The sequence below is a fragment of the Enterovibrio norvegicus FF-33 genome, assembly GCF_000286835.2.
Taxonomy (GTDB): Bacteria; Pseudomonadota; Gammaproteobacteria; order Enterobacterales; family Vibrionaceae; genus Enterovibrio; species Enterovibrio norvegicus_A.
This window is the reverse complement of record NZ_AJYD02000013.1, coordinates 73,837-97,548: the sequence shown is the minus strand read 5'-3', so window position 1 is coordinate 97,548 and position 23,712 is coordinate 73,837. Positions and strand designations below refer to the sequence as shown.

Annotated in this window: 21 protein-coding genes; 6 read left to right on the top strand and 15 right to left on the bottom strand. The window is 47.8% G+C overall.

What is annotated here, in order from left to right:
- Window positions 1–177: 177 nt before the first annotated feature.
- From A1OO_RS02790 to rppH, 5 genes are all read right to left on the bottom strand, one after another.
- Window positions 178–1,017 (bottom strand): thymidylate synthase, encoded by an 840-nt coding sequence (locus A1OO_RS02790; RefSeq protein WP_017004585.1) that lies wholly within the window; start codon window positions 1,015–1,017, stop codon window positions 178–180.
- Between the two features lie 93 nt (window positions 1,018–1,110).
- Window positions 1,111–1,911: a prolipoprotein diacylglyceryl transferase gene (gene lgt, locus A1OO_RS02785; protein ID WP_017004584.1), complete on the bottom strand. Its 801-nt coding sequence runs from the start codon at window positions 1,909–1,911 to the stop codon at window positions 1,111–1,113.
- A 13-nt stretch (window positions 1,912–1,924) separates the two neighbouring features.
- A complete protein-coding gene (locus tag A1OO_RS02780; protein ID WP_016961690.1) occupies window positions 1,925–2,731 on the bottom strand; it encodes a sulfite exporter TauE/SafE family protein in 807 nt (268 codons plus the stop codon).
- A 10-nt stretch (window positions 2,732–2,741) separates the two neighbouring features.
- Window positions 2,742–5,000, bottom strand: a complete 2,259-nt coding sequence (gene ptsP, locus A1OO_RS02775) for a phosphoenolpyruvate--protein phosphotransferase (RefSeq protein ID WP_017004583.1) — start codon at window positions 4,998–5,000, stop codon at window positions 2,742–2,744.
- A 21-nt stretch (window positions 5,001–5,021) separates the two neighbouring features.
- Window positions 5,022–5,549, bottom strand: coding sequence for an RNA pyrophosphohydrolase (gene rppH, locus A1OO_RS02770; RefSeq protein WP_026024019.1), 528 nt, complete (start codon window positions 5,547–5,549; stop codon window positions 5,022–5,024).
- Window positions 5,550–6,179: 630 nt separating this feature from the next.
- Between rppH and mutH the strand changes: the two genes are divergently transcribed.
- Entirely contained in the window at window positions 6,180–6,860 is a 681-nt protein-coding gene (gene mutH / locus A1OO_RS02765) for a DNA mismatch repair endonuclease MutH (RefSeq protein ID WP_016961694.1), read from the top strand.
- 45 nt (window positions 6,861–6,905) lie between these two features.
- Here mutH and A1OO_RS02760 read toward each other — a convergent pair whose 3' ends face one another.
- Window positions 6,906–7,205, bottom strand: a complete 300-nt coding sequence (locus A1OO_RS02760; RefSeq protein ID WP_016961695.1) for a DUF6482 family protein — start codon at window positions 7,203–7,205, stop codon at window positions 6,906–6,908.
- Between the two features lie 279 nt (window positions 7,206–7,484).
- On the opposite strand from A1OO_RS02760, the gene A1OO_RS02755 reads away from it, so the two are divergent.
- On the top strand, window positions 7,485–8,519 hold the full coding sequence (locus tag A1OO_RS02755) for an NADP(H)-dependent aldo-keto reductase (protein WP_017004581.1): 1,035 nt from the start codon (window positions 7,485–7,487) through the stop codon (window positions 8,517–8,519).
- A gap of 198 nt (window positions 8,520–8,717) precedes the next feature.
- A complete protein-coding gene (locus tag A1OO_RS02750) occupies window positions 8,718–9,197 on the top strand; it encodes a glycine zipper 2TM domain-containing protein (protein WP_016961698.1) in 480 nt (159 codons plus the stop codon).
- Between the two features lie 88 nt (window positions 9,198–9,285).
- Here A1OO_RS02750 and A1OO_RS02745 read toward each other — a convergent pair whose 3' ends face one another.
- Window positions 9,286–9,537: a hypothetical protein gene (locus tag A1OO_RS02745; protein ID WP_016961699.1), complete on the bottom strand. Its 252-nt coding sequence runs from the start codon at window positions 9,535–9,537 to the stop codon at window positions 9,286–9,288.
- A gap of 597 nt (window positions 9,538–10,134) precedes the next feature.
- On the opposite strand from A1OO_RS02745, the gene A1OO_RS02740 reads away from it, so the two are divergent.
- Window positions 10,135–10,563 (top strand): PACE efflux transporter, encoded by a 429-nt coding sequence (locus A1OO_RS02740; protein ID WP_026024017.1) that lies wholly within the window; start codon window positions 10,135–10,137, stop codon window positions 10,561–10,563.
- A gap of 74 nt (window positions 10,564–10,637) precedes the next feature.
- On the opposite strand, the gene A1OO_RS02735 is transcribed toward A1OO_RS02740, so the two are convergent.
- The 7 genes from A1OO_RS02735 to xerD all read right to left on the bottom strand — a co-directional run bounded on the left by A1OO_RS02735 (window position 10,638) and on the right by xerD (window position 20,569).
- Window positions 10,638–11,972, bottom strand: a complete 1,335-nt coding sequence (locus A1OO_RS02735) for a sigma-54-dependent transcriptional regulator (RefSeq protein ID WP_016961701.1) — start codon at window positions 11,970–11,972, stop codon at window positions 10,638–10,640.
- 427 nt (window positions 11,973–12,399) lie between these two features.
- The gene (locus A1OO_RS02730; RefSeq protein ID WP_017004579.1) at window positions 12,400–13,809 is read right to left on the bottom strand and encodes an amidohydrolase; all 1,410 of its coding nucleotides are present in this window, start codon (window positions 13,807–13,809) and stop codon (window positions 12,400–12,402) included.
- Between the two features lie 205 nt (window positions 13,810–14,014).
- Window positions 14,015–15,529: a lysine--tRNA ligase gene (lysS, locus tag A1OO_RS02725; RefSeq protein WP_017004578.1), complete on the bottom strand. Its 1,515-nt coding sequence runs from the start codon at window positions 15,527–15,529 to the stop codon at window positions 14,015–14,017.
- A 26-nt stretch (window positions 15,530–15,555) separates the two neighbouring features.
- A protein-coding gene (prfB, locus tag A1OO_RS02720) for a peptide chain release factor 2 (protein WP_139128050.1) occupies window positions 15,556–16,654 on the bottom strand; the annotation gives its coding sequence in 2 pieces (ribosomal slippage) (window positions 15,556–16,578 and window positions 16,580–16,654; 1,098 coding nt in all).
- A 206-nt stretch (window positions 16,655–16,860) separates the two neighbouring features.
- Window positions 16,861–18,588 carry a single-stranded-DNA-specific exonuclease RecJ gene (gene recJ, locus A1OO_RS02715; protein WP_016961705.1) on the bottom strand — a complete coding sequence of 576 codons (1,728 nt, stop codon included), beginning with the start codon at window positions 18,586–18,588 and terminating at the stop codon, window positions 16,861–16,863.
- A gap of 172 nt (window positions 18,589–18,760) precedes the next feature.
- Window positions 18,761–19,495 carry a bifunctional protein-disulfide isomerase/oxidoreductase DsbC gene (gene dsbC, locus A1OO_RS02710; protein WP_016961706.1) on the bottom strand — a complete coding sequence of 245 codons (735 nt, stop codon included), beginning with the start codon at window positions 19,493–19,495 and terminating at the stop codon, window positions 18,761–18,763.
- A gap of 177 nt (window positions 19,496–19,672) precedes the next feature.
- Window positions 19,673–20,569, bottom strand: a complete 897-nt coding sequence (xerD, locus tag A1OO_RS02705) for a site-specific tyrosine recombinase XerD (protein WP_017004577.1) — start codon at window positions 20,567–20,569, stop codon at window positions 19,673–19,675.
- A 194-nt stretch (window positions 20,570–20,763) separates the two neighbouring features.
- Between xerD and fldB the strand changes: the two genes are divergently transcribed.
- Window positions 20,764–21,282, top strand: coding sequence for a flavodoxin FldB (gene fldB / locus A1OO_RS02700; RefSeq protein ID WP_016961708.1), 519 nt, complete (start codon window positions 20,764–20,766; stop codon window positions 21,280–21,282).
- A 104-nt stretch (window positions 21,283–21,386) separates the two neighbouring features.
- Here fldB and brnQ read toward each other — a convergent pair whose 3' ends face one another.
- The gene (gene brnQ, locus A1OO_RS02695) at window positions 21,387–22,691 is read right to left on the bottom strand and encodes a branched-chain amino acid transport system II carrier protein (RefSeq protein ID WP_026024014.1); all 1,305 of its coding nucleotides are present in this window, start codon (window positions 22,689–22,691) and stop codon (window positions 21,387–21,389) included.
- A gap of 363 nt (window positions 22,692–23,054) precedes the next feature.
- On the opposite strand from brnQ, the gene A1OO_RS02690 reads away from it, so the two are divergent.
- Window positions 23,055–23,705: a tRNA1(Val) (adenine(37)-N6)-methyltransferase gene (locus A1OO_RS02690; RefSeq protein ID WP_241819051.1), complete on the top strand. Its 651-nt coding sequence runs from the start codon at window positions 23,055–23,057 to the stop codon at window positions 23,703–23,705.
- Window positions 23,706–23,712: the final 7 nt, after the last annotated feature.

Sequence of the window (23,712 nt, the reverse complement as noted above, 5' to 3'; positions counted from 1 at the left end):
TTGGGTACTGGGTACTGGGTACTGCGATATGTTGATACCTGCATTTTCTACATTAAGCACTTGCTTGTGCTTTTCCTAGGATCTGAGTCCTGCTCCTCCTAGTCTCTGCGCTTTATTTCCCACAAAAAAACCGGGAAATCCCCGGCTTCTGAATACTTGCTGTTCAAACCTGACTGATTAAATCGCGATCGGCGCCTTAATGCTTGGCTGCGCGTCATATCCTTCGATAACAAAGTCTTCCAACGTGTAATCAAAGATTGAGTCAGGCTTACGTGCGATCGTTAGCGTCGGCTTGTTGCCAGGCACACGCTTGAGCTGCTCATAGACGATATCGTCAGTTAAATGGTTATGATAAAGATGCACATCACCGAAGGTATGCACAAAATCTCCCACTTCCAAATCACATTGCTGCGCAATCATATGCGTGAACAAAGCGTAACTGGCGATATTGAATGGCACACCGAGAAAGTAATCTGCACTGCGCTGATATAGCTGGCATGACAGTTTTCCGTCAGCCACATAGAACTGGAATAAACAGTGGCAAGGAGCCAGCGCCATTTTCCCCTGTTCGACATTGGCTTGAGGGCCTATGCTCTCATCCGGCAAATCTGCTGGATTCCATGCGGTGATAATATGACGACGTGAATTAGGTTTGATTTTAATTTGCTCAATGAGCTCGGCAATTTGATCAACAGTAGAGCCATCAGGACACGCCCACGAACGCCATTGAGCGCCATAGACAGGGCCAAGGTCACCGCTTTCTGTCGCCCACTCATCCCAAATACTGACATTGTTGTCCTGTAAATACTTGATGTTGGTGTCACCGTTTAAGAACCAAAGCAACTCTTGAATAATGGCACGCGTATACAGCTTCTTGGTCGTCAGCATCGGGAAACCTTCGCTGAGATCAAAACGCAACTGTCGACCAAAGACAGAGCGCGTACCCACACCCGTGCGATCGCCACGATCGCTGCCGTTATCAATGATATCCTGCATCAAATCAAGATACTGCTTCATGACTATTCCTTACATTACCCATCCACCAGCAGGCTGAATGGCAGATTAAAGACAAAGAAAACCGCAGACAGGCTGCGGCTTAAGAATGCAAAATTAGGCTGAGCGGGTCGCGTTTTTCGCGCGACGATATGCCCAAACCATCATGAGTGCCCCACCAATGATCATCGGTGTCGACAAAATTTGTCCCATGCTTATCCAATCACCAAATAGGCCGAGGTGCGCATCGGGTTCACGGAAGAATTCGACGATAAAACGGAACGAACCATACCCAATCAAGAACAAGCCTGATATTGCACCAGCAGGACGAGGATGACGCGCAAACCAGTTAAGGATCAGGAACAGCACCACACCTTCAAGCGCGAACTCATACAGCTGCGAAGGGTGACGCGCAATCGGACCACCCGTAGGAAATATTACGCCCCACGGTGCATCAGTAGCGCGTCCCCACAATTCACCATTGATGAAGTTACCCAGTCGTCCGGCGCCCAATCCAAATGGTACCAGCGGCGCAATGAAATCAGACACGGTGAAAAAGGTGCGCTTGGTTTTGCGTGCAAACCAAAACATGGCGGTAATAACACCGAGCAAGCCACCATGGAAAGACATACCGCCCGTCCACACTTTGAACAAAAAAATAGGATCAGCAAGGAAAGCATCAAATTGATAGAAGAGCACATAGCCAATGCGCCCGCCTAGCACAACGCCTAAGAATCCCGCAAACAGTAAGTCACTGACCTCATCACGTGTCCAGCCACTACCAGCCTTGTCAGCACGACGATTAGCTAACCAAAGGGCAAACGCAAAGCCCGCTAGATACATTAAACCGTACCAACGAATCGCAAGCGGGCCAATTTCAATCAGGATGGGATCAATTTGGGGAAATGTCAGAGACATAGAGTTGTCTTCCTTAGCTTAAAAACATACTTGCCCCAACCAAGAGCAAGAACACGGCAAAAACACGTTTAATGATTGGCGTCGGCAACCGTGAAGTCAGCCTCGCTCCATATCGCGTTGTAAAAACAGAGGTGACTACAATACCAATCAACGCAGGTAAGTAAACATATCCCACGCTGAACCTTGGTAAGGTTTCAGTTTGTGTCAGCCCAAAAAAGATAAAACCCGCCATACCTGCTAGCGCGAGAAAAACACCACATAAAGAGGCACTGCCGATCGCTTGGCGCATTTCAACGCCATAGTAATTGAGGTAAGGCACAGTCAGCGACCCACCTCCAATACCCGCAAGGCTAGCAATCATGCCTATCAGACCGCCACTGAACACATTTCTTACAGGCGAAGGGAACGGCTTAGCGGGCTTAACGCGTAATGACAGCGCCATTTGAAGCGCCAACAAAAGCACAATAACGCCAAACACACGAGGCAGGTATTCCGCAGGTAATCGATCGGCGATCGCGCTACCCAATAAACCGCCAAGCAATACGCCGGGCAACAGGCTTCGCACAACAGCAGGCAGTACATTGCCTAAACGGTAATGGGTATAAGCGGAAGAAGAAGAAGTAATAACAATGCTGGCCAGCGATGTGGCAAGTGCCATTGGCATAACCAATGAAGGTGTGATGCCCGCCCACGGCAAAAGTACCGATAGCGCAGGCACAACGATCAAGCCACCACCAATGCCAAGCAAACCTGCTAGCAAACCGACGCAGCTGCCGAGTACAAGGCATGCCCCGAACAGCCACAAGGTGGCATCAACCATGAAAATGTTCCTATTTGCCGACTCGGATGAGGCCACCCAAGCTATAACGTTCTAAAAAGTCTTCTGAGGCTTTTCGTATCTCGCCAGTTAAAGACAACTGCTGCATCGCGAGAACATGTTTCTGCAACGCCTCTGACGGGATATGACGAAGTACATATTTGATCTTGGCAACGCTACGCGTATTCATACTGAGCTGTCGATAACCCATACCCACCAGCAATGCAGCGCCTATGGGATCACCTGCGAATTCACCACACACGCTCACAGGTAACTTCAATCGTTGGCTGCTCATCAAGATCTGGTGAAGCACAGCCAGCACTGAAGGATGAAATGTATCATAGACGTCCGCCACACGGGCATTGTTTCGATCTACAGCTAACAGATACTGAGTCAAATCATTGGTACCGACAGACAGAAAATCGATATGCGGAGCAATTGCATCAAACTGGTAAAGCACCGATGGCACTTCAACCATAATACCAAGACGCGGCTTGTTGAGTTTCTTCCCTTGTGACACGGCTATTTCAGACACTTCATTAAATGCCCGATTCACCAGCGTTTTTGCTTCTAGTAGCTCCGAAAGCCCTGAAATCATCGGCAGAAGAATAGCGAGATTGTCTCGCCCAATACTGGCACGCAGCATGGCTCTGACTTGAATAAGGAAGATATCGGGGTGATCGAGCGTGAAACGAATGCCTCGCCAACCCAAAAACGGATTGTCTTCTTCGATTTTCAGATAAGGAAGCGGCTTGTCTCCGCCAATGTCGAGTGTTCGCATCACGACAGATTGCTTTGGGTAGCAATCCAGTATCGACTGGTACTGCTTTACCTGATCCTCTTCTGAAGGAAAGCTGCGTTGCATCAAGAACGGCACTTCCGTTCGGTATAAACCCACGCCGTCAACACCACGGTTAATCGCAATACTCGTATCGGCACTGAGCCCCGCATTGAGGTGGATCTCCACCCTCACGCCATCTGCAGTTTCTGTGCGCCGAGTAAACGCACTGTCCACCTCTTGTTGCAGCTCCAGTTCTTCATCGCGAAGGCGCTTGTACTCTTTAAGAATGTGCGCAGAGGGCTCAACCAGCACGCGACCTTTAAAGCCATCCAGCACCACTTTTTTCTGGTGAATGATTTGTGGGTTAAATTCCACCCCCATCACGGCAGGAATACCTAATGCTCGCGCTAAAATTGCAGCATGCGCATTCACCGCGCCCTCTTCTGCCACCACACCTGCCAAGCAGTCTCGTGGAATGGCAGCCAACATCGCCGCGGTCAGCTCTCGGGCAAACAAAATGACGGGCTCATCAAGGTTCCACTGCTTGGTTTCCTGATTCTCGAGGAAATACAACAAACGCTGACCAAGCTCTTTTACGTCATTAGCACGATCACGAAGATAGGGATCGGACATGTTTTGGAAACGTTCAGCAAAAGAATCAATCGTTTGCTTAACAGCCCACTCCGCGAGATCGCCCTGCTGAATGTGCTCGTTCATGGCTTTGCGAAGCACAGGATCGTTCAGTAAATGGATAAAAAGATCGAAGATCGCCAGCGTGTCTTGATTCAACTCATTGTCAAAACGCTTTCTCAGGCGACGGAAATCAGAAATCGCAGCACTTAACGCACCCTCTAAGCGATCACGCTCTTTTTGGTTATCCAGACAAGAAGCAGGAGAAACAAGATCGAGGCGAGGCTGGGAAACATCACACCACGCTTTTGCAATTGCGACACCGGGAGACGCTGCGGCACCTTCCAATAGCAAAGAGCCTTTGACATCGCTCGGCCACAAGCCTTGCGCTTTAGCATGGGCAAACACCACAGCCAACTGCGCAGCTAAGGTTACAAGAAAAGACTCTTCGCTTTCGTTGAACTGACGGGAATCTCGTTGCTGCACAACCAGCACACCGAGAACCTGACGACGATAAATGATTGGGGTGCCAAGAAACGCATTAAAAACGTCTTCACCGATATCAGGGAAATGTTTAAAGTCGACATGCCCACTGGCAAAGGCAAGATTGATGGGTTCTGCTCGACGGCCAACAAGGCCGATGAGACCTTCGTTGAAAGACAGCGCCACACGACGCGATTTCGCATTGAGGCCTTGGGTGGCCATCAATTCATAGACTTGGCGATCGTGATCGGCGATGTAAACAGAGCAACACTCTGTATCCATCGCAGAGCAGGTCTCACTCACTAAAGTATTGAGCGCTTGCTTAACGTCACTGGATGACGCCACGTTATTAACGATATCTCGCAGTTTCGTCAGCATCGGCGCCCTCTAAGCCTTCCTTTAGTTTTTAGCTGAGCCTCGTTTACCTTTACTGCGCTTCACTTTTCGCTCACGAAAAGGCATCGCAATCGCTGCAAACTCTTTCATTGCGCGTCGGTAAACATCGCGTTTAAACGACACCACCTGCCTGACCGGATACCAGTAGCTGACCCAACGCCAACCATCAAATTCTGGCGTACCACTCCGTTGCATGTTCACTTTTGACTCGTCACATTCCAGCTTGAGCAAAAACCATTTTTGCTTTTGCCCAATACACACTGGTTTTGAATCCCAACGAACCAGACGTTTTGGCAACTTGTATCGCAACCAATGGCGACTTGTCGCCAGGATCTTTACGTCTTTTTTCGAGAGCCCTACTTCCTCGTATAACTCTCGGTACATGGCTTGTTCCGGCGTTTCACCGTCATCAATACCACCTTGGGGGAATTGCCAGGAATGTTGTCCATATCGACGAGCCCAGAGAACCTGACCGTGGCTGTTGCATATTACTATCCCTACATTAGGACGGTAACCATCGCCATCTATCACTGGACGACCTCAAATATAAATCTCTATTAACAGTGATTTTTTCACACTATGTACACAGTGGTAAACAAACATTGTGAATGAAACGCATTTTTTGGGGAGTTCAACCGCCTTTAGGGATAAAACAAGCCCTCACCATAAGTTATAAACAACTTGATGAGACCAAGCGCACATTTATTCACGCTTTCTGTGGATAGATTTGTGAAGAACACCGTTTAAACTGTAATAAAGCATGATGTGATGGCCATACGTGATTTTACGCCCATTTGAGAAACCAAAAATAAACCATTTAATATCAATGCTTTGAATGAGAAAAAAAACAAACCACATTCTATTTCCTCCTTGGAGAATCAATAAGATCTTAAAGTGCTCAAAGATCCACCAAAATGAGAGTTACCCACACCATTCGTACACTTCCTCATCAATAATGGACGATCGCTCTATAATCAACACATTAAAAGCACTGTATATGCATCCATGACACTAGGGAGTCATGATTATCGCTTGATCCTTGTGGATAACATTGGAAAATACTCATTACTGAGTGATCCCATTGTCAGTCCCATACAAACACTGGTGTTTTCAGTGTTTGGCTGATAGCGTTCTGACGATTAACATTGAATGGATAGCCCCATGATCCCCGCGCCAACAACCGAACAAGAATTGCTCGATCGTGCTTATGCTCTGGCAGGATTTACCCTTGGCGAGCTTGCTTCGCAACGAGACATTGCTTGTCCTGCCGATCTTCGTCGTGAAAAAGGCTGGGTCGGTATGTTGTTGGAAAACTGTCTGGGTGCGACAGCTGGGAGCAAGCCAGAGCAAGATTTTCAGGATCTTGGTATTGAGCTGAAATCGATCCCCATTAGCCACAGTGGTAAACCGCTAGAAACCACCTTTGTATGCGTTGCGCCGCTAACTGGTGTTCATGGACTGACATGGGAAAGTAGCCACATCCGCAATAAGTTGTCCAAAGTGTTGTGGGTGCCTGTTGAAGGCGAACGCGAAATCCCGGTGTCAGAACGCCGCGTTGGAATGCCGCTTATCTGGCAACCATCACAAGAGGAAGAGAAACAACTTAAGGCAGATTGGGAAGAATTAATGGAGTTTATTGTGCTAGGCAAGATCCACGAGATTTCAGCAAAACACGGTGAATTTATGCAGCTACGCCCGAAAGCGGCTAACAGCAAAGTGAAGACAGAAGCTTACGGGGCAAATGGTCAACCTATCAAAACGTTACCTAGAGGCTTTTATTTACGAACCCAATTCACCGCAAGGATACTCGCCCGACATTTCTTATTGTCAGATAGCGAGTAACCGAAAGATACAGAGTCTTTTGCAGTTGGCGTATTCGTTGACCCGCTAGAGCGAGATCTCCATGTCTTCTTTGCACGAGGCATCGGCAGGACCAAATTCATCATAAGGGTCAAGTAAGCGCATCGTTACCTTTCTAATACCGAGCTTTTTCAGCTTGGCACTGACTTGCTCCATGTTGTCAAAGTGCATCACTTCATCGGTTTTATCATCTCTCAAAGGTTCTAGTTGATGCCTAACTTCCACTTCCACAATATGTTGTGCCCCACCAGCATGTGCCACCACATAGCAATGCGGCACATTGTCAGGGTGAGCCTGTATCCAATTTTTCAATTGCTTTAATTTCATCTCGCCTCCCGCATTGTTAACCAAATGTTAATCCTAGTATAAAAATGGGGCTGACTGACAGATTATCTTGATGAAATTTCTGTTTATGCTGTGTGATTTTCACTCTTGGTGCATCTTGCTGACTGTCTTTTACTCAACGAGTTGAAGTCGTACAAGCTTTCACTGTTTTTGAAGCTTGTACCTGAGGCAGAATCTCCTAAGATGGAAGTTCAAACCTCTTCTCTCGACAATGAGCCAAATCAACCTCATTGGGCGATAAGCGAAATCCAAGGAGAACGGATGCAATTTCATACTCTTCCTCATACCAGCTTAGACGTCAGTAAAATATGCCTCGGTACCATGACGTTTGGTCAACAAAACTCAGAAGCTGATGCCCATGAACAACTGTCGTTAGCATTGGATCTTGGTGTGAACTTTATTGATACGGCCGAAATGTATGCCGTTCCCCCCACCCAAGAGACTCAAGGGTTAACAGAGAAATACATCGGTAGCTGGCTGCAAAAATCAGGTAAGCGCGACAAAGTGGTCATTGCAACCAAAGTGGCGGGGCCACGTGGTGTTCCTTACATTCGCGATAACATGTCGCTCGATCGCCGCAATGTACGTCAGGCGGTTGATGACAGTCTTGCTCGCCTACAAACTGACTACATCGACTTGTATCAAGTTCACTGGCCACAACGCCATGTGAATAGCTTCGGCCAACTTAACTATACACATCAAGATGAAAACTCAGGTGTCAGTTTGCTCGATACGCTAGATGCGCTATCGGAACTGGTGCGTGAAGGAAAAATTCGCTATATCGGTGTATCGAATGAAACGCCTTGGGGTGTCATGAGCTATCTGCGATTGGCGGAAAAACACAGCCTAACTCGCATTGTTTCAATCCAAAACCCTTACAACTTGCTCAACCGCAGCTTTGAAGTGGGCCTGTCAGAAATCAGCCATCAAGAAGGTGTTGAGTTGCTGGCTTATTCGCCACTGGCGTTTGGTGTACTCACGGGTAAGTATCTGAATGGCGCTCGTCCAGAAGGGGCTCGTTGTACCCGATGGGAACGGTTTGCACGTTATTTCACAGAGCAAGGACAAGCCGCAACAAAAGCCTACGTTGACCTCGCCAACGAGTTTTCGCTCGACCCCGCGCAAATGGCATTAGCGTTTGTGAACAGTCGTTCTTTCGTTGCCAGTAACATCATTGGTGCGACGACACTCGACCAGTTAAAAACCAATATCGAATCTATCGATATTCAATTGCCAGAAGAGCTGTTAATTCGCATCGATGAAGTGAGCGCGAAATACTCAAACCCTTGCCCTTAGTTCGCATCAGCAAGCGACTGCTTGGCTGAGTCATTCAGCACTGAGTCGCGTGGTGCTAATGAGCACAAGACGAGGCATAACTGGTTTGTCTTTAAGATAAGAAAAGCGCCAATTGGCGCTTTTTCTTTCGTCACACGCACATAGACTCAGCCGTCGAACACTATAATTGATGCCGACTTCACACAGGGTGGACAAGGCATGAAAGCAAATCATATCGGTGTATTTTGTATTTCCATATTGGCACTAGGAACAGCAGGTTGCACATCTCCAAACCCCTACGGCGATTCCTACGGCACAACAGATACACGTACCATTCAAGACGTGTATTACGGCACGGTGATTAAGGCAGAGCCAGTGACTCTCGACAGCTCTAGTCAAACCAATCTCATTGGCACCATCGCAGGGGCAGCCATTGGTGGAATACTAGGCTCCAAAGTTGGAGGCGGCACAGGCTCTGAAATCGCAGCGATTGGTGGGGGGTTGCTTGGCGGTTATGCCGGCAGTGAAGCTGCTGCAAAAGCTGGGGAAAGTAACGGGGTGAACCTCACGATTAAACTCGATGACAGTGGAAAGATCATTTCGATCGTTCAGGCGGTCAACCCAGATATGATTTTCCAAGATGGTCAGCAAGTGCAGGTCAATGTGGATGGCGATACAGCGCGGGTGGTTCCGCGCTAGCTATATATATGACTGGCTGCGACTCAGTGTCATTCATCACAGACTAAAAAGGATAGGGAGCCTTCCCAGCAAAGAAGGCTCCCTTTTGCTACGTGGTAGGGTTCAACCTCAACCGGCGACGCATACGTGCCACTTCGCGTTGTGCTTTAAACTGAGGCGCGACAGTGTGACCAATGGAAAAGCCATCTTTCTCGAAACCGATGTCACGCATTAAATGCTCAGACATAGGATCTCCAACGTAGCGGATACGTCGATGTGCTTTTCGCCATTGTGCTTCTTCATGCTTAATATCTAAACGAACGAACATAACGGCTAGACGAAGGTAAAGTGATTGGTTCATTGTGGACTCCATATTGTGTTTAGGAGGCCTTGGATAATCTGCGGGGAAATGAGAGTTGTTGCTTTCACATTTGGCCGCAGAAATATCCGCGGCCCACTTTCGAGGGGTGCGGAATTACTGTACAGGTTTTCGCATATCTGCGCACAAATTGGAGGCGCAGGTCATAACGGTTGTAAAAGTATGATTTTTCATTCGTTGCCTCCTTAAATTCGTTAACCTGAGTGATAACCGCGTTTGTAAATTCACTGTTAATATTAATGACAGAGATCAATATATCAACAAGTTATTTCATATAACGATCAATTTGAAGTCATTGTCTCCATTCAACATTCTGTACAAACTTTCACCATGCCATTCACTTTATTTTGCCTAATAATTGGTACATTTCACTGTTCGAGATTTATTCACTATCATTAGCTGTCTGCATCGTTTTTATTCGCTTTTTACTTCGAAAACATACGTCGATGATTGAATCGCTCATTTCAATGTCTTACTCATTATACTCCCCCTCTCATCAATCCGAATATCGGATAGGTTTTAACTTTTATCAATCTATTAATTGGATATTATGACACCATCTTTTAGGAGGAACGCTCAATGAGAACAATGACAGACCGTATTCGACATGCCATCGCATTTGAAGTGATTGGCTTGATTCTCATCGTCAGCATCCTGTCCCAATTTGGTTTTGATGCCGCCCACACAGGTGTGATGGGCATTGCGTTTTCAGTCATCGCGACAGGATGGAACTACATCTACAACGTGTGGTTTGACAAAGCGATGATGAAGCGGACAGGAACAACCAAGAAAACACAAAAACAGCGTATCTTACATGCCGTACTATTTGAGTTGGGTTTGCTGTGGATAACGCTTCCTGCAATGGCTTGGTGGCTAAACATTGGCTTGTGGCAGGCATTTGTCATGGATATCGGCCTTGTGGCTTTCTATCTGGTTTACGCTTACGTGTTCAACCTCGCTTATGACAAGTTGTTCCCGGTGCAAACAGAAGAACTGACAAATCACTAACAGCGAGCCCTATACTGAACAATAAAAAAAACCGCCTAGGGCGGTTTTTTTATTGCGGTTGAAACATGGGCTAATTAGCGAAAGCTACGAGGCGCAGGGATCAAGCTATGTTTGTTCAGCAGGCGATACATGGTCGCGCGCGATACTCCCAGCTCTTTAGCTGCTGCAGACACTTGACCATTGTTGCTTTCCAGCACGGCCAGCAAGGCATCACGTTCAGACTCTTCACGGATTTTGCGCAGGCTTTGCTTGTAATCCCCCTGACGTGGAAGATCCAAGTGCTCTGCTTCAATCACCAGATTATCTGCCAGCAACACCGCACGTTTTACCTGATTAATCAGTTCACGTACGTTACCTGGCCAGCTGTAGTTGGTCAGGATCTTATTGCCCTCTTCTGAGAAAGTGCGTGCCTGTGTGTTGTACTGGCGAGCAAATTTCAGCAGGAAGTGTTCAGCAAGGTCTGGAATATCAGCACTGCGTTCTTTCAAGGAAGGCACAGAGATGCGCAATACGTTTAGACGGTAGAATAAGTCTTCACGGAATAGACCTTCAGCAACCGCTTTTTCCAAATCCATATGTGTTGCCGCAATCACACGAACATCGATTTCTTTCGCGTATTTGTCATCATGGGATTCCACCGTGCCGTCTTGCAGCAAGTGAAGTAAGTTTGCCTGAAGGTTAAGCGGTAGGTCGCCAATTTCATCAAGGAACAACGTTCCCTGGTGCGCTTGCTGTACCTTCCCTTCGCTCGTACCATCACCAAATAGCTCTGATGAGATCAGCTTTTCTGGCAATGCACTGCATTTGACTGAAACAAACGGGCCTTTTGCGCGGGTAGAGGCATTATGAATTGCCATACCCACTAACTCTTTACCGGTACCGCTTTCCCCATGAATAAGCACGGAGACATCGGTCGGCGCAACACGACGCACTTGGTCACGCAGCTTCTTCATTACTGAGGTTTTGCCAAGCAAGCCCATGTCACTGTGATCGCCCAACTGCGGCCATACATGGCGCTCCAGTTTCAACATACCCAACTGGTGGCCAATGGTGCTCATCAACTGGCTATCTGGAATAGGAGACGTGAAGTAGTCGATGCAGAAGCTCACAATGAACTGACAAATTGCATCATTGTTGAGTTGATCTTCGCGGATAAGCGCCAGCCAACGCACTTGCTTATTACGGTTGACGAGAGACGCCACACCATTGAGACTAAAGTCATCGTGACTGATATCAACAATACCGATACAAGGACCGATATCTTGTAGAAGAGATTGAGCAGCTCTAAGGTCATAACAACGGTGGCAACGCCAACCCGCTTGCTCCAACGTTGCTAACCATGGTTCGTAGGTTCCCCCCACGACAACGAGAGAACTTGGAACTGCCTCAGATCTGAATTGCATACCCATAACGCCTGCCTTTAGTCATCCATTAACGACATGTGTTCAAAATGTTGTGAGTTCATTATATTTTGTAAGACAACTTAGTCTGTCTCAGTATAGATACAACCTAGCTCTCAATTCAGCTAGCATCCTAAAATAGACATTTCAGCTATCGCTAACCCTGACAAACAGACATCAAAAATCGACAACTAACCTTTTTAAATTCATCAGGTTAATTGATTGCACTGAACAATGGCGACTACATATTGAACATGGGATTTTTTGATGATCTCATTTATAAGAAAAAATATTTTCTCTTTTATTTTTCTTAAATCATAGACGATGACCCGCTTTCGTGAGGGTATCTATTGATAGAGAATCAGTGGAAAATCAAAACCGTGCCCCGATGAGACACGGTCTTTTAGTTAAGGCAGGGGAGTAAAGAGTTAAAGTGCTAGCGCACCTCTTCGCCGCTCGCAATGACAGTTTCACGCACTTTGTCTGCAAACAGCAACGCTTCTTCACGAACGGAATCTTCGTCTACGGTCAGTATGTCTCGGTTCTGCATTAAAACCTTACCATCGACAATGGCGTGTTTTACATTTGTCGCATAGGCCGAATACACCAATGCGGAGTAAGGGTTGTACATTGGCACCATATTTGGTGCTTGAGTATCAATGACGATGATATCCGCTAACTTGCCTATCTCCAGCGAACCGATCGTATCTTCCATATGTAGCGCTCGTGCCGCGCCAATGGTCGCCATTTCAATCACCTTAACGGGCGGCATAGCAGCGCGGTCTTGGTTCACCAACTTATGGACCTTTGCAACCTGATTGAATTCATCGATCGTACTCAAAGTATTGCCAGACATTGGCCCGTCGGTTCCTAACCCAATACGAAGACCATCATCAAACATCTTCAATGCCGGAGACACGCCTTTGGCAGATTTGATGTTGGCACTCATATTGTGCGCAATACCCACATCATATTTTTGCAGCAATGCAATATCAGCGTCGTCCACATTGATCACGTGAGCACCGACCAAGTTTGGCGTTAATGCACCAATGTCTGCCATATAGGCAACTGGCGATTTACCACCACTGCGCTCCGCAATCACTTCATTTTCACGGTCTGATTCAGCAAGATGGATCATCACAGGCACATCATGCTCTAGCGATAGCTTGGTGATTTTCTGCAGCACTTCCGTGGTGTTGGTATAGGGTGCATGCGGTGCAAACGCAGGGGTGATGCGTGGGTGATCTTTGTATTGCTCAATAAAATTAAGCGCGTACTGGATCCCTTCTTCTGCATTCGCAGCATCAGCAACCGGATACTTAATCACGGTTTCACCCAGCACAGCACGCATACCGATTTGATCGACGGTTTTTGCCACTTCATCTTCAAAGTAGTACATGTCTGCGTAAGTGGTCACGCCGCCTTTGAGCATTTCAACATTACCCAGTTGCGCACCAATACGCACCATGTCGCGACTCACCAACTTCTTCTCTAATGGGAAGATGTAACGGTGCAAGCGATCAGGCACATCGTCACCCAGCGAACGAAACACGGTCATCGACGCATGGGTATGAGTATTGATTAGGCCGGGCATCACGATGTCACCGTCGACATCTAATACACGTTTCGCTTTGTAGTCATCGGCAAGAGAGGCCTCCCCGACTGCAACGATCTTATTCCCTTTCACAGCAACAACACCTTGCTGATAAACCGTTTTATCGGCATTCATTGTCAGCACAGTCGCATCAGTGATCAGCAAATCAACATTTTCAGCGGCAAAGGCTGTTGTCGACATCATGGTCGCAAGCGCGACACTGGCAGAAAGTAGCGTTTTTTTAAGCATCATTTTCATCATCATTCAGCGGCAAGGGAAAACGCGAGCATCATGGGGGGCGAGGGACAAAAGCGGAACAAAAACGTTATTTGGATCGCAAAAAGTGTGAGCTATGCCAAACGATTGCTTATGGAATTTAGCGCATAAAAAAACACCGGATAAATCCGGTGTTTTGATGTCTCACAGACGTCTTAAATTCGTCTCACAACCAAGGCAATTACGCTTTGTTGGGGTTCTGTGGACGCATCGCAGGGAACAAAATCACGTCACGAATCGTGTGCGTGTTGGTAAACAGCATCGCCAAACGGTCAATACCAATACCTTGACCCGCCGTTGGTGGCAAGCCGTGTTCCAATGCAGTGATGTAGTCAGCGTCGTAGAACATCGCTTCGTCATCACCCGACTCTTTCGCGTCAACCTGTGCTTTAAAGCGCGCATCTTGATCTTCAGCGTCATTCAGCTCAGAGAAGCCATTTGCCACTTCGCGACCGCCGATGAAGAACTCAAAACGATCAGTGAAGAATGGATTGCTATCGCTACGACGCGCCAGCGGAGAAATGTCTGCTGGGTAGCCAGTGATAAAGGTCGGCTGGATCAACTTAGGTTCTGCGGTTTCACCGAAGATTTCTTCAAGCAGCTGACCACATGTCCAGAACTTCTCAACGTAGATTTCCAATGACGTCGCAATAGAAACCATCAGATCACGATTCTGAACACCTTCTTCATCCAATGCTTGGATAGCTTCATGCTCAGGATTGTATTGCTTGATCGCCTCTAGCATGGTCATACGCGCATACTTACCGCCGAACTCAACGGTATGCTCGCCGTAAGGCATGGCAGAATTACCAAGCACCTCGATGGCTACCGTGCGCAGCATGTCTTCAGTCAGATCTATCAGATCGTTGTAATCCGCGTATGCCATGTAGAATTCGATCATGGTGAATTCTGGATTGTGGCGCGGAGACAAACCTTCGTTACGGAAGTTACGGTTGATTTCGAACACACGCTCAAAACCGCCCACAACCAAACGCTTCAGGTATAGCTCAGGCGCAATACGCAGGTACATTTCCTGATCGAGTGCGTTGTGGTGAGTGATGAATGGACGTGCAGACGCACCGCCAGGGATCACTTGCATCATTGGCGTTTCCACTTCCATAAAGTCTTTTGACTCCATGTAGCGGCGAATCGCTGAAATGAGCTTTGAACGTACTTTAAACGCATTACGTGAATCTTCGTTCACGATAAGGTCAACGTAACGCTGACGGTAACGCGTCTCTTGGTCAGTCAAGCCGTGGAACTTTTCAGGAAGAGGACGCAGCGCTTTCGTCAGCAGCTCGAACTCTTCCATGTTCACGTACAGATCGCCCTTGCCTGATTTGTGCAAGGCACCTTTCACACCGATGATATCGCCGATATCCAGACCTTGGTATTTGTCTTTTAGTTCATTTTGAACGTCTTTTGCTGCGTACGCCTGAATGCGACCGCTTACGTCTTGAATCGCTAGGAATGGTCCACGTTTGGCCATCACTCGGCCAGCAATGCTGACTTTATGATCCAGTGTTTCTAGCTCTTCCTTGCTCTTTTCGCCGAATTCAGCCTGAAGGTCTGCAGCTTTGTGCTCACGACGAAAATCATTCGGGTGGCCGTTAGCGCTGCAGTTTTGACGAATGTGGTTCAGCTTGGCACGACGCTCCGCAATCAGCTTGTTTTCGTCTAGTAATTGGTCAGTCATAGTGAACCTTTAATTAACTTAAAAAATTACAAACCAGATTTCAGGCTGGCTTCAATAAATTTGTCGAGATCACCGTCAAGCACCGCTTGAGTATTGCGGTTTTCAATGCCGGTACGCAGATCTTTAATACGCGCGTCATCCAACACGTATGAGCGGATTTGACTGCCCCACCCGATGTCAGATTTCGAATCTTCGTTGGCTTGCTTCTCTGCGTTCTGTTTGTGCATTTCGAGCTCAAACAGTTTTGCGCGAAGCTGCTTCATCGCCTGATCTTTGTTTTTGTGCTGGCTACGGTCATTCTGGCACTGCACCACGGTATTCGTTGGTATGTGCGTAATACGTACCGCAGATTCAGTGGTGTTGACGTGCTGACCGCCTGCGCCCGAAGCACGGTATACGTCAATACGTAGATCAGAAGGATTGATGTCGATTTCAATGTTGTCATCAACTTCTGGGTAAATAAACGCAGAAGCAAACGAGGTATGACGACGACCGCCTGAGTCAAACGGGGATTTGCGCACCAAACGGTGAACACCTGTTTCAGTGCGCAGCCAGCCGTAAGCGTATTCGCCGCTCACGCGAACCGTCGCTGATTTCAATCCAGCCACATCACCTGCTGACACTTCAATCACTTCAGATTTGAAGCCTTTCGAATCTGCCCAGCGCAAGTACATGCGCAATAGCATCGATGTCCAATCTTGCGCTTCTGTGCCGCCCGATCCTGCTTGCAGGTCGATATAGCAATCAGCACCATCATGGTCGCCTGCAAACATACGACGGAATTCAAGCTTTTCTAGCTTGGCTTCTAAGTCGCTCAGTTCAGGTTCAATTTCATCGAAGGTGTCTTGGTCGCTTTCTTCAACGGCCAATTCCAGCAAATCGTTGATGTACCCACCACCCTGGTCTAGCTGATCGATGGTTTCTACCACCGCCTCAAGCGACGCACGCTCTCGACCTAGCGTTTGAGCACGCTCAGGTTCAGCCCAGACGTCAGGTTGTTCAAGTTCAGCATTAACTTCTTCTAGACGTTCTTTCTTGGCGTCATAGTCAAAGATACCCCCTAAGGACATTTGCGCGTTCGGCAATGTCCGCTAGGCGGTTTTTGATTGGATTGATTTCAAACATGGTCACTTATCTAAGTTCAGAATGAGTTTTAACCGCCGAATTCTACAGAATTGCGGACGGAATATACAGAGTGTGATGAGGATCAAAGGTGAATATTTAGATAAAAAGAAGGAAAGAAACAAAAGCAATGCGCGAAAAAGCATAGAGAGAGCACAGGTAATGGAACGTAGGAGCTGCACTTCCTACGTCCTAGAGCCGCTTTTTTATTACACCGCCACCACATGTTCTACCATAAGCTGCACAGTTCGGTTACCGCGAAACTCATTCACATCAAGCCGATAAGCCAACTCGACCTTCTGAACTGATGGGTCAGGCCAGCGACGTAGATCAACGTTAAATGCGATAGCATCCACCATTTGCCCGCCCAATGCCGGTTCTAACATCATTTTCAGGTGTTTTCCGCCCACCAGCTTTTGATGCAGCAATTTGAACGTACCGTCAAACAATGGCTCAGGGAAGCCTTGTCCCCATGGGCCACCTGCGCGCAGTATTTCGGCTACGTCCATGCTGATTTCTTCTGGCAACAGTTCACCATCAGATAACAACACACCTTTAAGCTGATCTTCGCTAATGATGTTTTGTACCGCTTCATCAAACAAACGTGAGAAGCGCTCGTAGTCTGCTTCTGCGATGGTTAAGCCCGCCGCCATGGCGTGCCCACCGAATTTTTTAATCAACCCTGGGTTTTGCGTATCAATTAAGTCCAAGGTATCGCGCATGTGAAGGCCTTGGATAGAACGAGCTGAACCTTTTACCTCACCTTCATCACCGGCGGCAAATGCAATCACAGGGCGATGGAATTTGTCTTTAATGCGCGAAGCGACAATCCCAATCACGCCTTGGTGCCACTCGCGTTGGAACAGCGCGAGGCCACTCGGTAGACGAGTATCTTCACCAAACTGCAATCGCTCACAGATAGCCATGGCTTCTTCTTTCATGCCTTGTTCAATGTCTTTACGGCTTTGGTTCAGCGCGTCCAACTCGCTCGCCATTTGACGTGCAGCAGGTAAACTTTCACTCAATAAAAGCTCAATACCGAAAGACATATCATCCAAACGCCCTGCCGCGTTAATGCGAGGGCCGAGCGCGAAACCAAAATCGCTCGCCACCAACGTTGCCATGTTGCGATTGGCGACTTCAATCAGCGCTTGAATACCCGGTCGGCATTTTCCTGCGCGTATACGCATTAGCCCTTGGTGCACCAAAATACGGTTGTTGGTGTCCAGCGCGACCACATCCGCCACCGTACCCAGCGCGACCAAATCCAGCAGATCGGCCAAATTAGGCTCAGCCATTTGACGCTCGACAAACCAGCCCGTTTCACGAAGGTGCGCCCGAAGGGCGAGCATAAGATAAAACGCCACGCCAACACCCGCGAGCGATTTGGATGGAAAACCACACTCATCAAGATTTGGGTTCACCATGGCATCGGCATCAGGCAACACATTGCCTGGCAAGTGGTGATCAGTCACGACGACCTGAATGCCACGTTCTTTTGCAGCGGCAACGCCTTCAATCGATGACACACCGTTATCCACGGTCATGATAAGTTCCGCGCCTTTTGCCGCCGCTTGCGCGACCACGTCTGGGCTTAGGCCATATCCATCATCAAATCGGTTCGGCACCAAGTAATCAACGTTGTGACAGCCCATCATACGAAACGCGGTCACTGATAGTGCAGAACTCGTGGCACCATCAGCATCAAAATCCCCCACCACAATAATGCGTCGCCCTTGCGCCATCGCATCTGCCAGCAATTGTACGGCTTTCTCAATGCCATACAATTCGCTGAAGCTGTGAAGCCCTTTTGCGCTGCGTTCTAGCTCGCCTTCACTGGTGATCCCGCGGTTGGCGTAAATACGTTGAAGTAAAGGTGGCATTGAGGCAGGAAATTCTGCATCAGGTGTGGATTGGCGACGTTTGATTTCAATCATGGGAACAAGACCTGTCTGTGGCGGTGTATACACCGACGACTGTAAGAATGCGGATTGAGGAACTCATTGTAACGAGATGGGGGTAAAGCGAAAGCCTCACGGGCAGTTTACTCGGGCTTAGAACGCAAAAAGGCGCAGACTGTCGCCTGCGCCTTTTTGGGGAAACGGAGGTTTAGCCTTTTTGCTGAAGCACTTCTAGCAACTTAGGTGCTGGCAAGTAACCTGATAGCATGGTGCCATCTTGCAGCATAATCGCTGGCGTGCCGCTCACACCCATCGAGGTGCCGAGCGCCATGTGACGACGAACCAAATCATTACATGCATCTGTTTCTTTATTAAAATCGCCTGCTTTCGCTGCATTCATTGCGACAGCTCTGTCATCTGCACACCAAATCGCACTCATTTGTTCCATATTTGGTGAACGCTCACCAGAACGAGGAAACGCCAAGTAACGAACAGTAATGCCGAGATCGTTATAGTCTTGCATCTCACGGTGCAGCTTCATGCAATAGCCGCACGTCGTATCGGTATATACATTCACGATATGCTTTTCATTTTTTGCTGGGTACACGATCAACTCTTTCTCAACGCCTGCGGCATCAAACAGTTTTTTGTTGCGTTTAGCCTGAGCAATCTCGGTGAGGTTGATCGATTCTTTTTCGTTGGTGTGGAACAATTGACCGTAAATAAAGTAAGAACCGTCTTTGTTGGCGTAAACCACACCACCATTCGTGATCACTTCAAAAAGCCCCTCAACAGGCGACGCTTCAATGCTTTCAATATTAAGTCGATATTGTGCTAACACATCAGAAATGGCAGCTTTATCCGCCCCTTCTACTGCCTGAGCACCAAAAGAAAACAAGGCTGAAGAGAGCATGACACCCGCAAGCAGTTGTTTGAAATTCATCGTGTTTTTATCCCATTTATCTACAAAGGCCCACAAGACGCAGGCATACCATTACTCTTTCAGACCGGAAAACCAGAAAAAAATCCCTGAATAGGCAAAAATATTTTTTCCACCCACTGTTTTAAAACCGTCCAAGCCATTTTAACAGCCGCCTTATGACCACGGTTAAATATACTATTATGCCCGAGGATGATGCTCTTGGTGCAATTGTTTTAATCGCTCAGTCGCCACATGCGTATAGATCTGAGTGGTCGACAAGTCGCTATGCCCGAGCAACATCTGCACCACTCGTAAATCAGCACCGTGATTGAGTAAATGCGTCGCAAATGCATGGCGTAATACGTGCGGCGATAGCAGTTCGCTATCAATGCTTGCCAACGCGGCATAAAACTTAATACGGTGCCAGAAAGTCTGTCGGGTCATCATTCGCCCGCGACGACTAGGGAAAAACACATCGGACGTTTTCTCTCCCAGCAATCCTTGTCGGGAATGAGCAAGATAGTGTTCTAGCCAATCAATGGCCGATTCCCCCATTGGCACCATGCGCTCCTTGCCACCTTTACCGATCACTCGCACAACGCCTTGTCGCAAGCTGACGTTTTCCGTGGTCAAACTGATCAATTCAGTGACACGTAGTCCCGTCGCATACAGCAGTTCCATCATGGCTTTGTCGCGCAGTTCCAGCATATCGTCCGTATTAGGCGCATCCAGCAAAGCGTCCACCTGTTCTTCGGAGAGATCTTTTGGTAAGCGTTTCGGCAACTTGGGGCTGATCAAGGTGGCGGAGGGATCGTCTTCACGCTGCTTTTCACGATAAAGATATTGGAACAAGCGACGCATGGCGGACAACATACGAGCGCGGCTCGTCTGCTTAAAATCTTGATCAAATAGCCAGTGCTGATAATCCTGCAAAGTGGGGGTCGTGACCGTTGTTAGCTGCACATTATCTTGCGATAACCAATGGCACAGCTTCATTAAATCATTGCGATAGGAAATCAAGGTGTTTTCTGACAGCCCTCGCTCCATCCACATCGCATCTAAAAACTGCTCAACCAAACTGGTATTTTGTTCCACGATTCACTCACTTAACGACGCAATTTTGCTTTCTTCAAACTACCTCAGTTTACTATGAATGCAAGCGTAGCCCGTGTTTTAAGGTGTTTCACGAGTATTTGTTCAGCAAAGATAGCGCGATGAGTAAACTCTGGGGTAGAGAAGCCGCCCCGTGACAGGTAAAATCGCGCCAAGCGCAACAGCAGGAAATAGGCATGAAGATAGGTTTGTTCTACGGCTCGACGACGTGTTACACCGAAATGGCCGCGGAAAAGATCCGTGATATTTTGGGTGACGAGTTAGTGGACGTTCACAACATCAAAGACGCCCCCGTGAGCGATATGAACCAGTACGATCTCCTGTTACTGGGCATTTCCACGTGGGATTTTGGTGAACTGCAAGAAGACTGGGAAGCGGTTTGGGACCAGCTTGAAGGGCTTAAACTTCAAGGAAAAACCGTGGCACTGTTTGGCTTGGGCGACCAAGAAGGCTACGCAGAATGGTACCTTGACGCCATGGGTTTGCTTCACGATCAATTGCTCCCAACCGGACTGAATTTCGTTGGCTACTGGCCTGTTGAAGGCTACACCTTTGACGCATCCAAAGCCCTGACCGAGGATGGAAAGCACTTTGTCGGCCTAGCGCTAGATGAAGACAGTCAATACGAATTAAGTGATGAGCGCATCGCCACTTGGTGTGAACAAGTGCTCACCGAATACCAAGCCTTGCTTTAATTTTAGCGCCCAATCACCGTCCTCTTTTCGGCATAAAAAAACCACCGCATGCGGTGGTTTTTTTGACGCTGAAAACTAACGCTTCAACGTATACATCACATCACTTAGGCGTGAGACGACTCGCCTTTCGGTGCGGGTGCAAAACGAACAGCCACTGTCGCAATCACGGTTGGCAACAGCCATGCCATACCAAAGTTAAACAATGGTAGCGCTTTAAGCAAAGACATATCCATACCCGCCACTTTCGCCGCATCCAACAATGCAAATACCAGTGACACACCCAATACCACTCGGTAAGCCAGTGCAGGATTAGGCATGAAACGGCGCAGGAAGGTCAGCGCAATCAACGCAATCGCAACAGGGTACAGTGCAAACAATACAGGCACTGAAATCGCAATCAATTGGGTCAAACCAACGTTTGCCACAATGGCACACGCCACTGACAAAATCACAACCCATTGACGATAAGAGACTTTCACTAAAGTGCTGAAGTAATCCGCACATGCTGACACCAAACCAATGACCGTGGTTAAACACGCCAGAATGATAATCGCAGACAAAATGATTTGACCGGCAGGGCCAAACAACGCCATCACATACGCCGACAGAATCGCACCGCCATTCGCCGCTCCTGCTGCCACACCCGTTGCTGTCGCGCCGAGATAGAACAGAGAAACATAAACAAACGCCAAGCCTGTCGCGGCAATCACGCCAGCATAAATCAGGTATTTGCAGGTTTTTGTGTCAGACGTGATGCCTTTCTTACGGATCACATCAACAATCAGCATACCGAACATCAGTGCCGCGAAGGTATCCATGGTGTTGTAGCCTTCGAGGAAACCCGTTGCGAATGCTTGATCAACATACGCGCCTTGCGCTGGTGCTATATCGCCCTGCGGATTAACCACAACAGCAATCGCCAGAACCACCAATGCCGCAAACAATGCCGGTGTCAGTAGTTTACCAATGGTATCAATCAGTTTGCCTTGAGACAGAGAGAAGAACATTGCAACGGCGAAGAACACCACAGAGAACAATGATAGTTCCCACTGACCTGCATCGGTCAAAAACGGCTTAAAGCCCATTTCATAGGCAACGAGGCCCGCACGAGGCGCCGCAAATGCAGGACCAATGATGATGAAAATCAGCACAGCCATCAGTGTTGCTACTGACGTTGGAAGATCACGCGTTAAGCCTTTCCAACCACCACCAGCAACAGCGACGGCAATAATACCGATAAGAGGCAAGCCCACTGCCGTGGTCAAAAAGCCCAGCATGGCAGAAAAAGTATGATCACCAGCAAGAAAGCCTGCTTGCGGTGGGAAAATGATATTGCCTGCCCCGAGGAAAAACGCAAAGGTCATAAAACCTAGCGCGAGTATGTCGCTAACCTTTAAACTCTCTTTCACTATTTACTACCTATGTGTGTTTGCAGATGTGTATTTGCCAATACGTGTAATCAATCGGTTAGCCTTTTGGTTTTTTTTACTGAGCTTTACCGTGTAGACAGGATAATGACGAAGTTTCACCATGCAGACAATAGGGCAGTAAAAATCAGGCTATTAATTCAATTTATAATAAAAATTAAGTATTAAATGCCAATAATTGATAATTAATCAAAACTATCAAAAGAATATGGCACACAAAAAAAGCAACAACACAGCAACATTATCATCTATTTTTTGAGCAATTTAAGATAATCACGTGGCGGAGATAAAGTGAGTAAAGGCTTTCAATTCAAACAGTTTTCGATTGATAACGCCGGCTGTGGCATGCCAGTGAGTACTGATGGCGTGCTGCTTGGCGCCTGGGCTGACGCCGAAAATCGCGACAACGTGTTAGATATTGGGACGGGAACAGGTTTACTGTCTTTGATGATGGCGCAACGATTTCCTCACGCCCACATCACCGCCCTCGACATTGATCAACAAGCCGTAGAGAGCGCGCGTCTCAATGCAGAACAATCTGCTTGGAACAAACGCATCATTGTCATGCACCAAGACATTACGCAATGGCAGGACGCGGTCAAATTCGACACCATTATCTGCAATCCGCCCTACTTCAACTCCGGGGAACAAGCGACAGATTCGAAGCGAGCGATGGCGCGTCATACCGACACGCTTTCTCATGACAGCTTATTAAAAGTGATAAAAACGCACCTTTTCCCGAACGGGCATGCGCATTTGATCTTACCCTCAGTGGAAGCCGAACAATTGATCACGAAAGCGATTCATTACGGTCTGTATTGCCAAAGGGTAACGTCGGTAAAGCCCACATCGACTAAACCAGTGAGCCGAAAACTCATCACCTTTTCGCCTATAGAGCAGGAAAAATGCCTGCAAACCACGCTGGTGATCCAAGAGGATGGCGCGTATTCAGACGACTTTGTGGCACTAACAAAAGATTTTTACCTCAAGATGTGATGGCCGC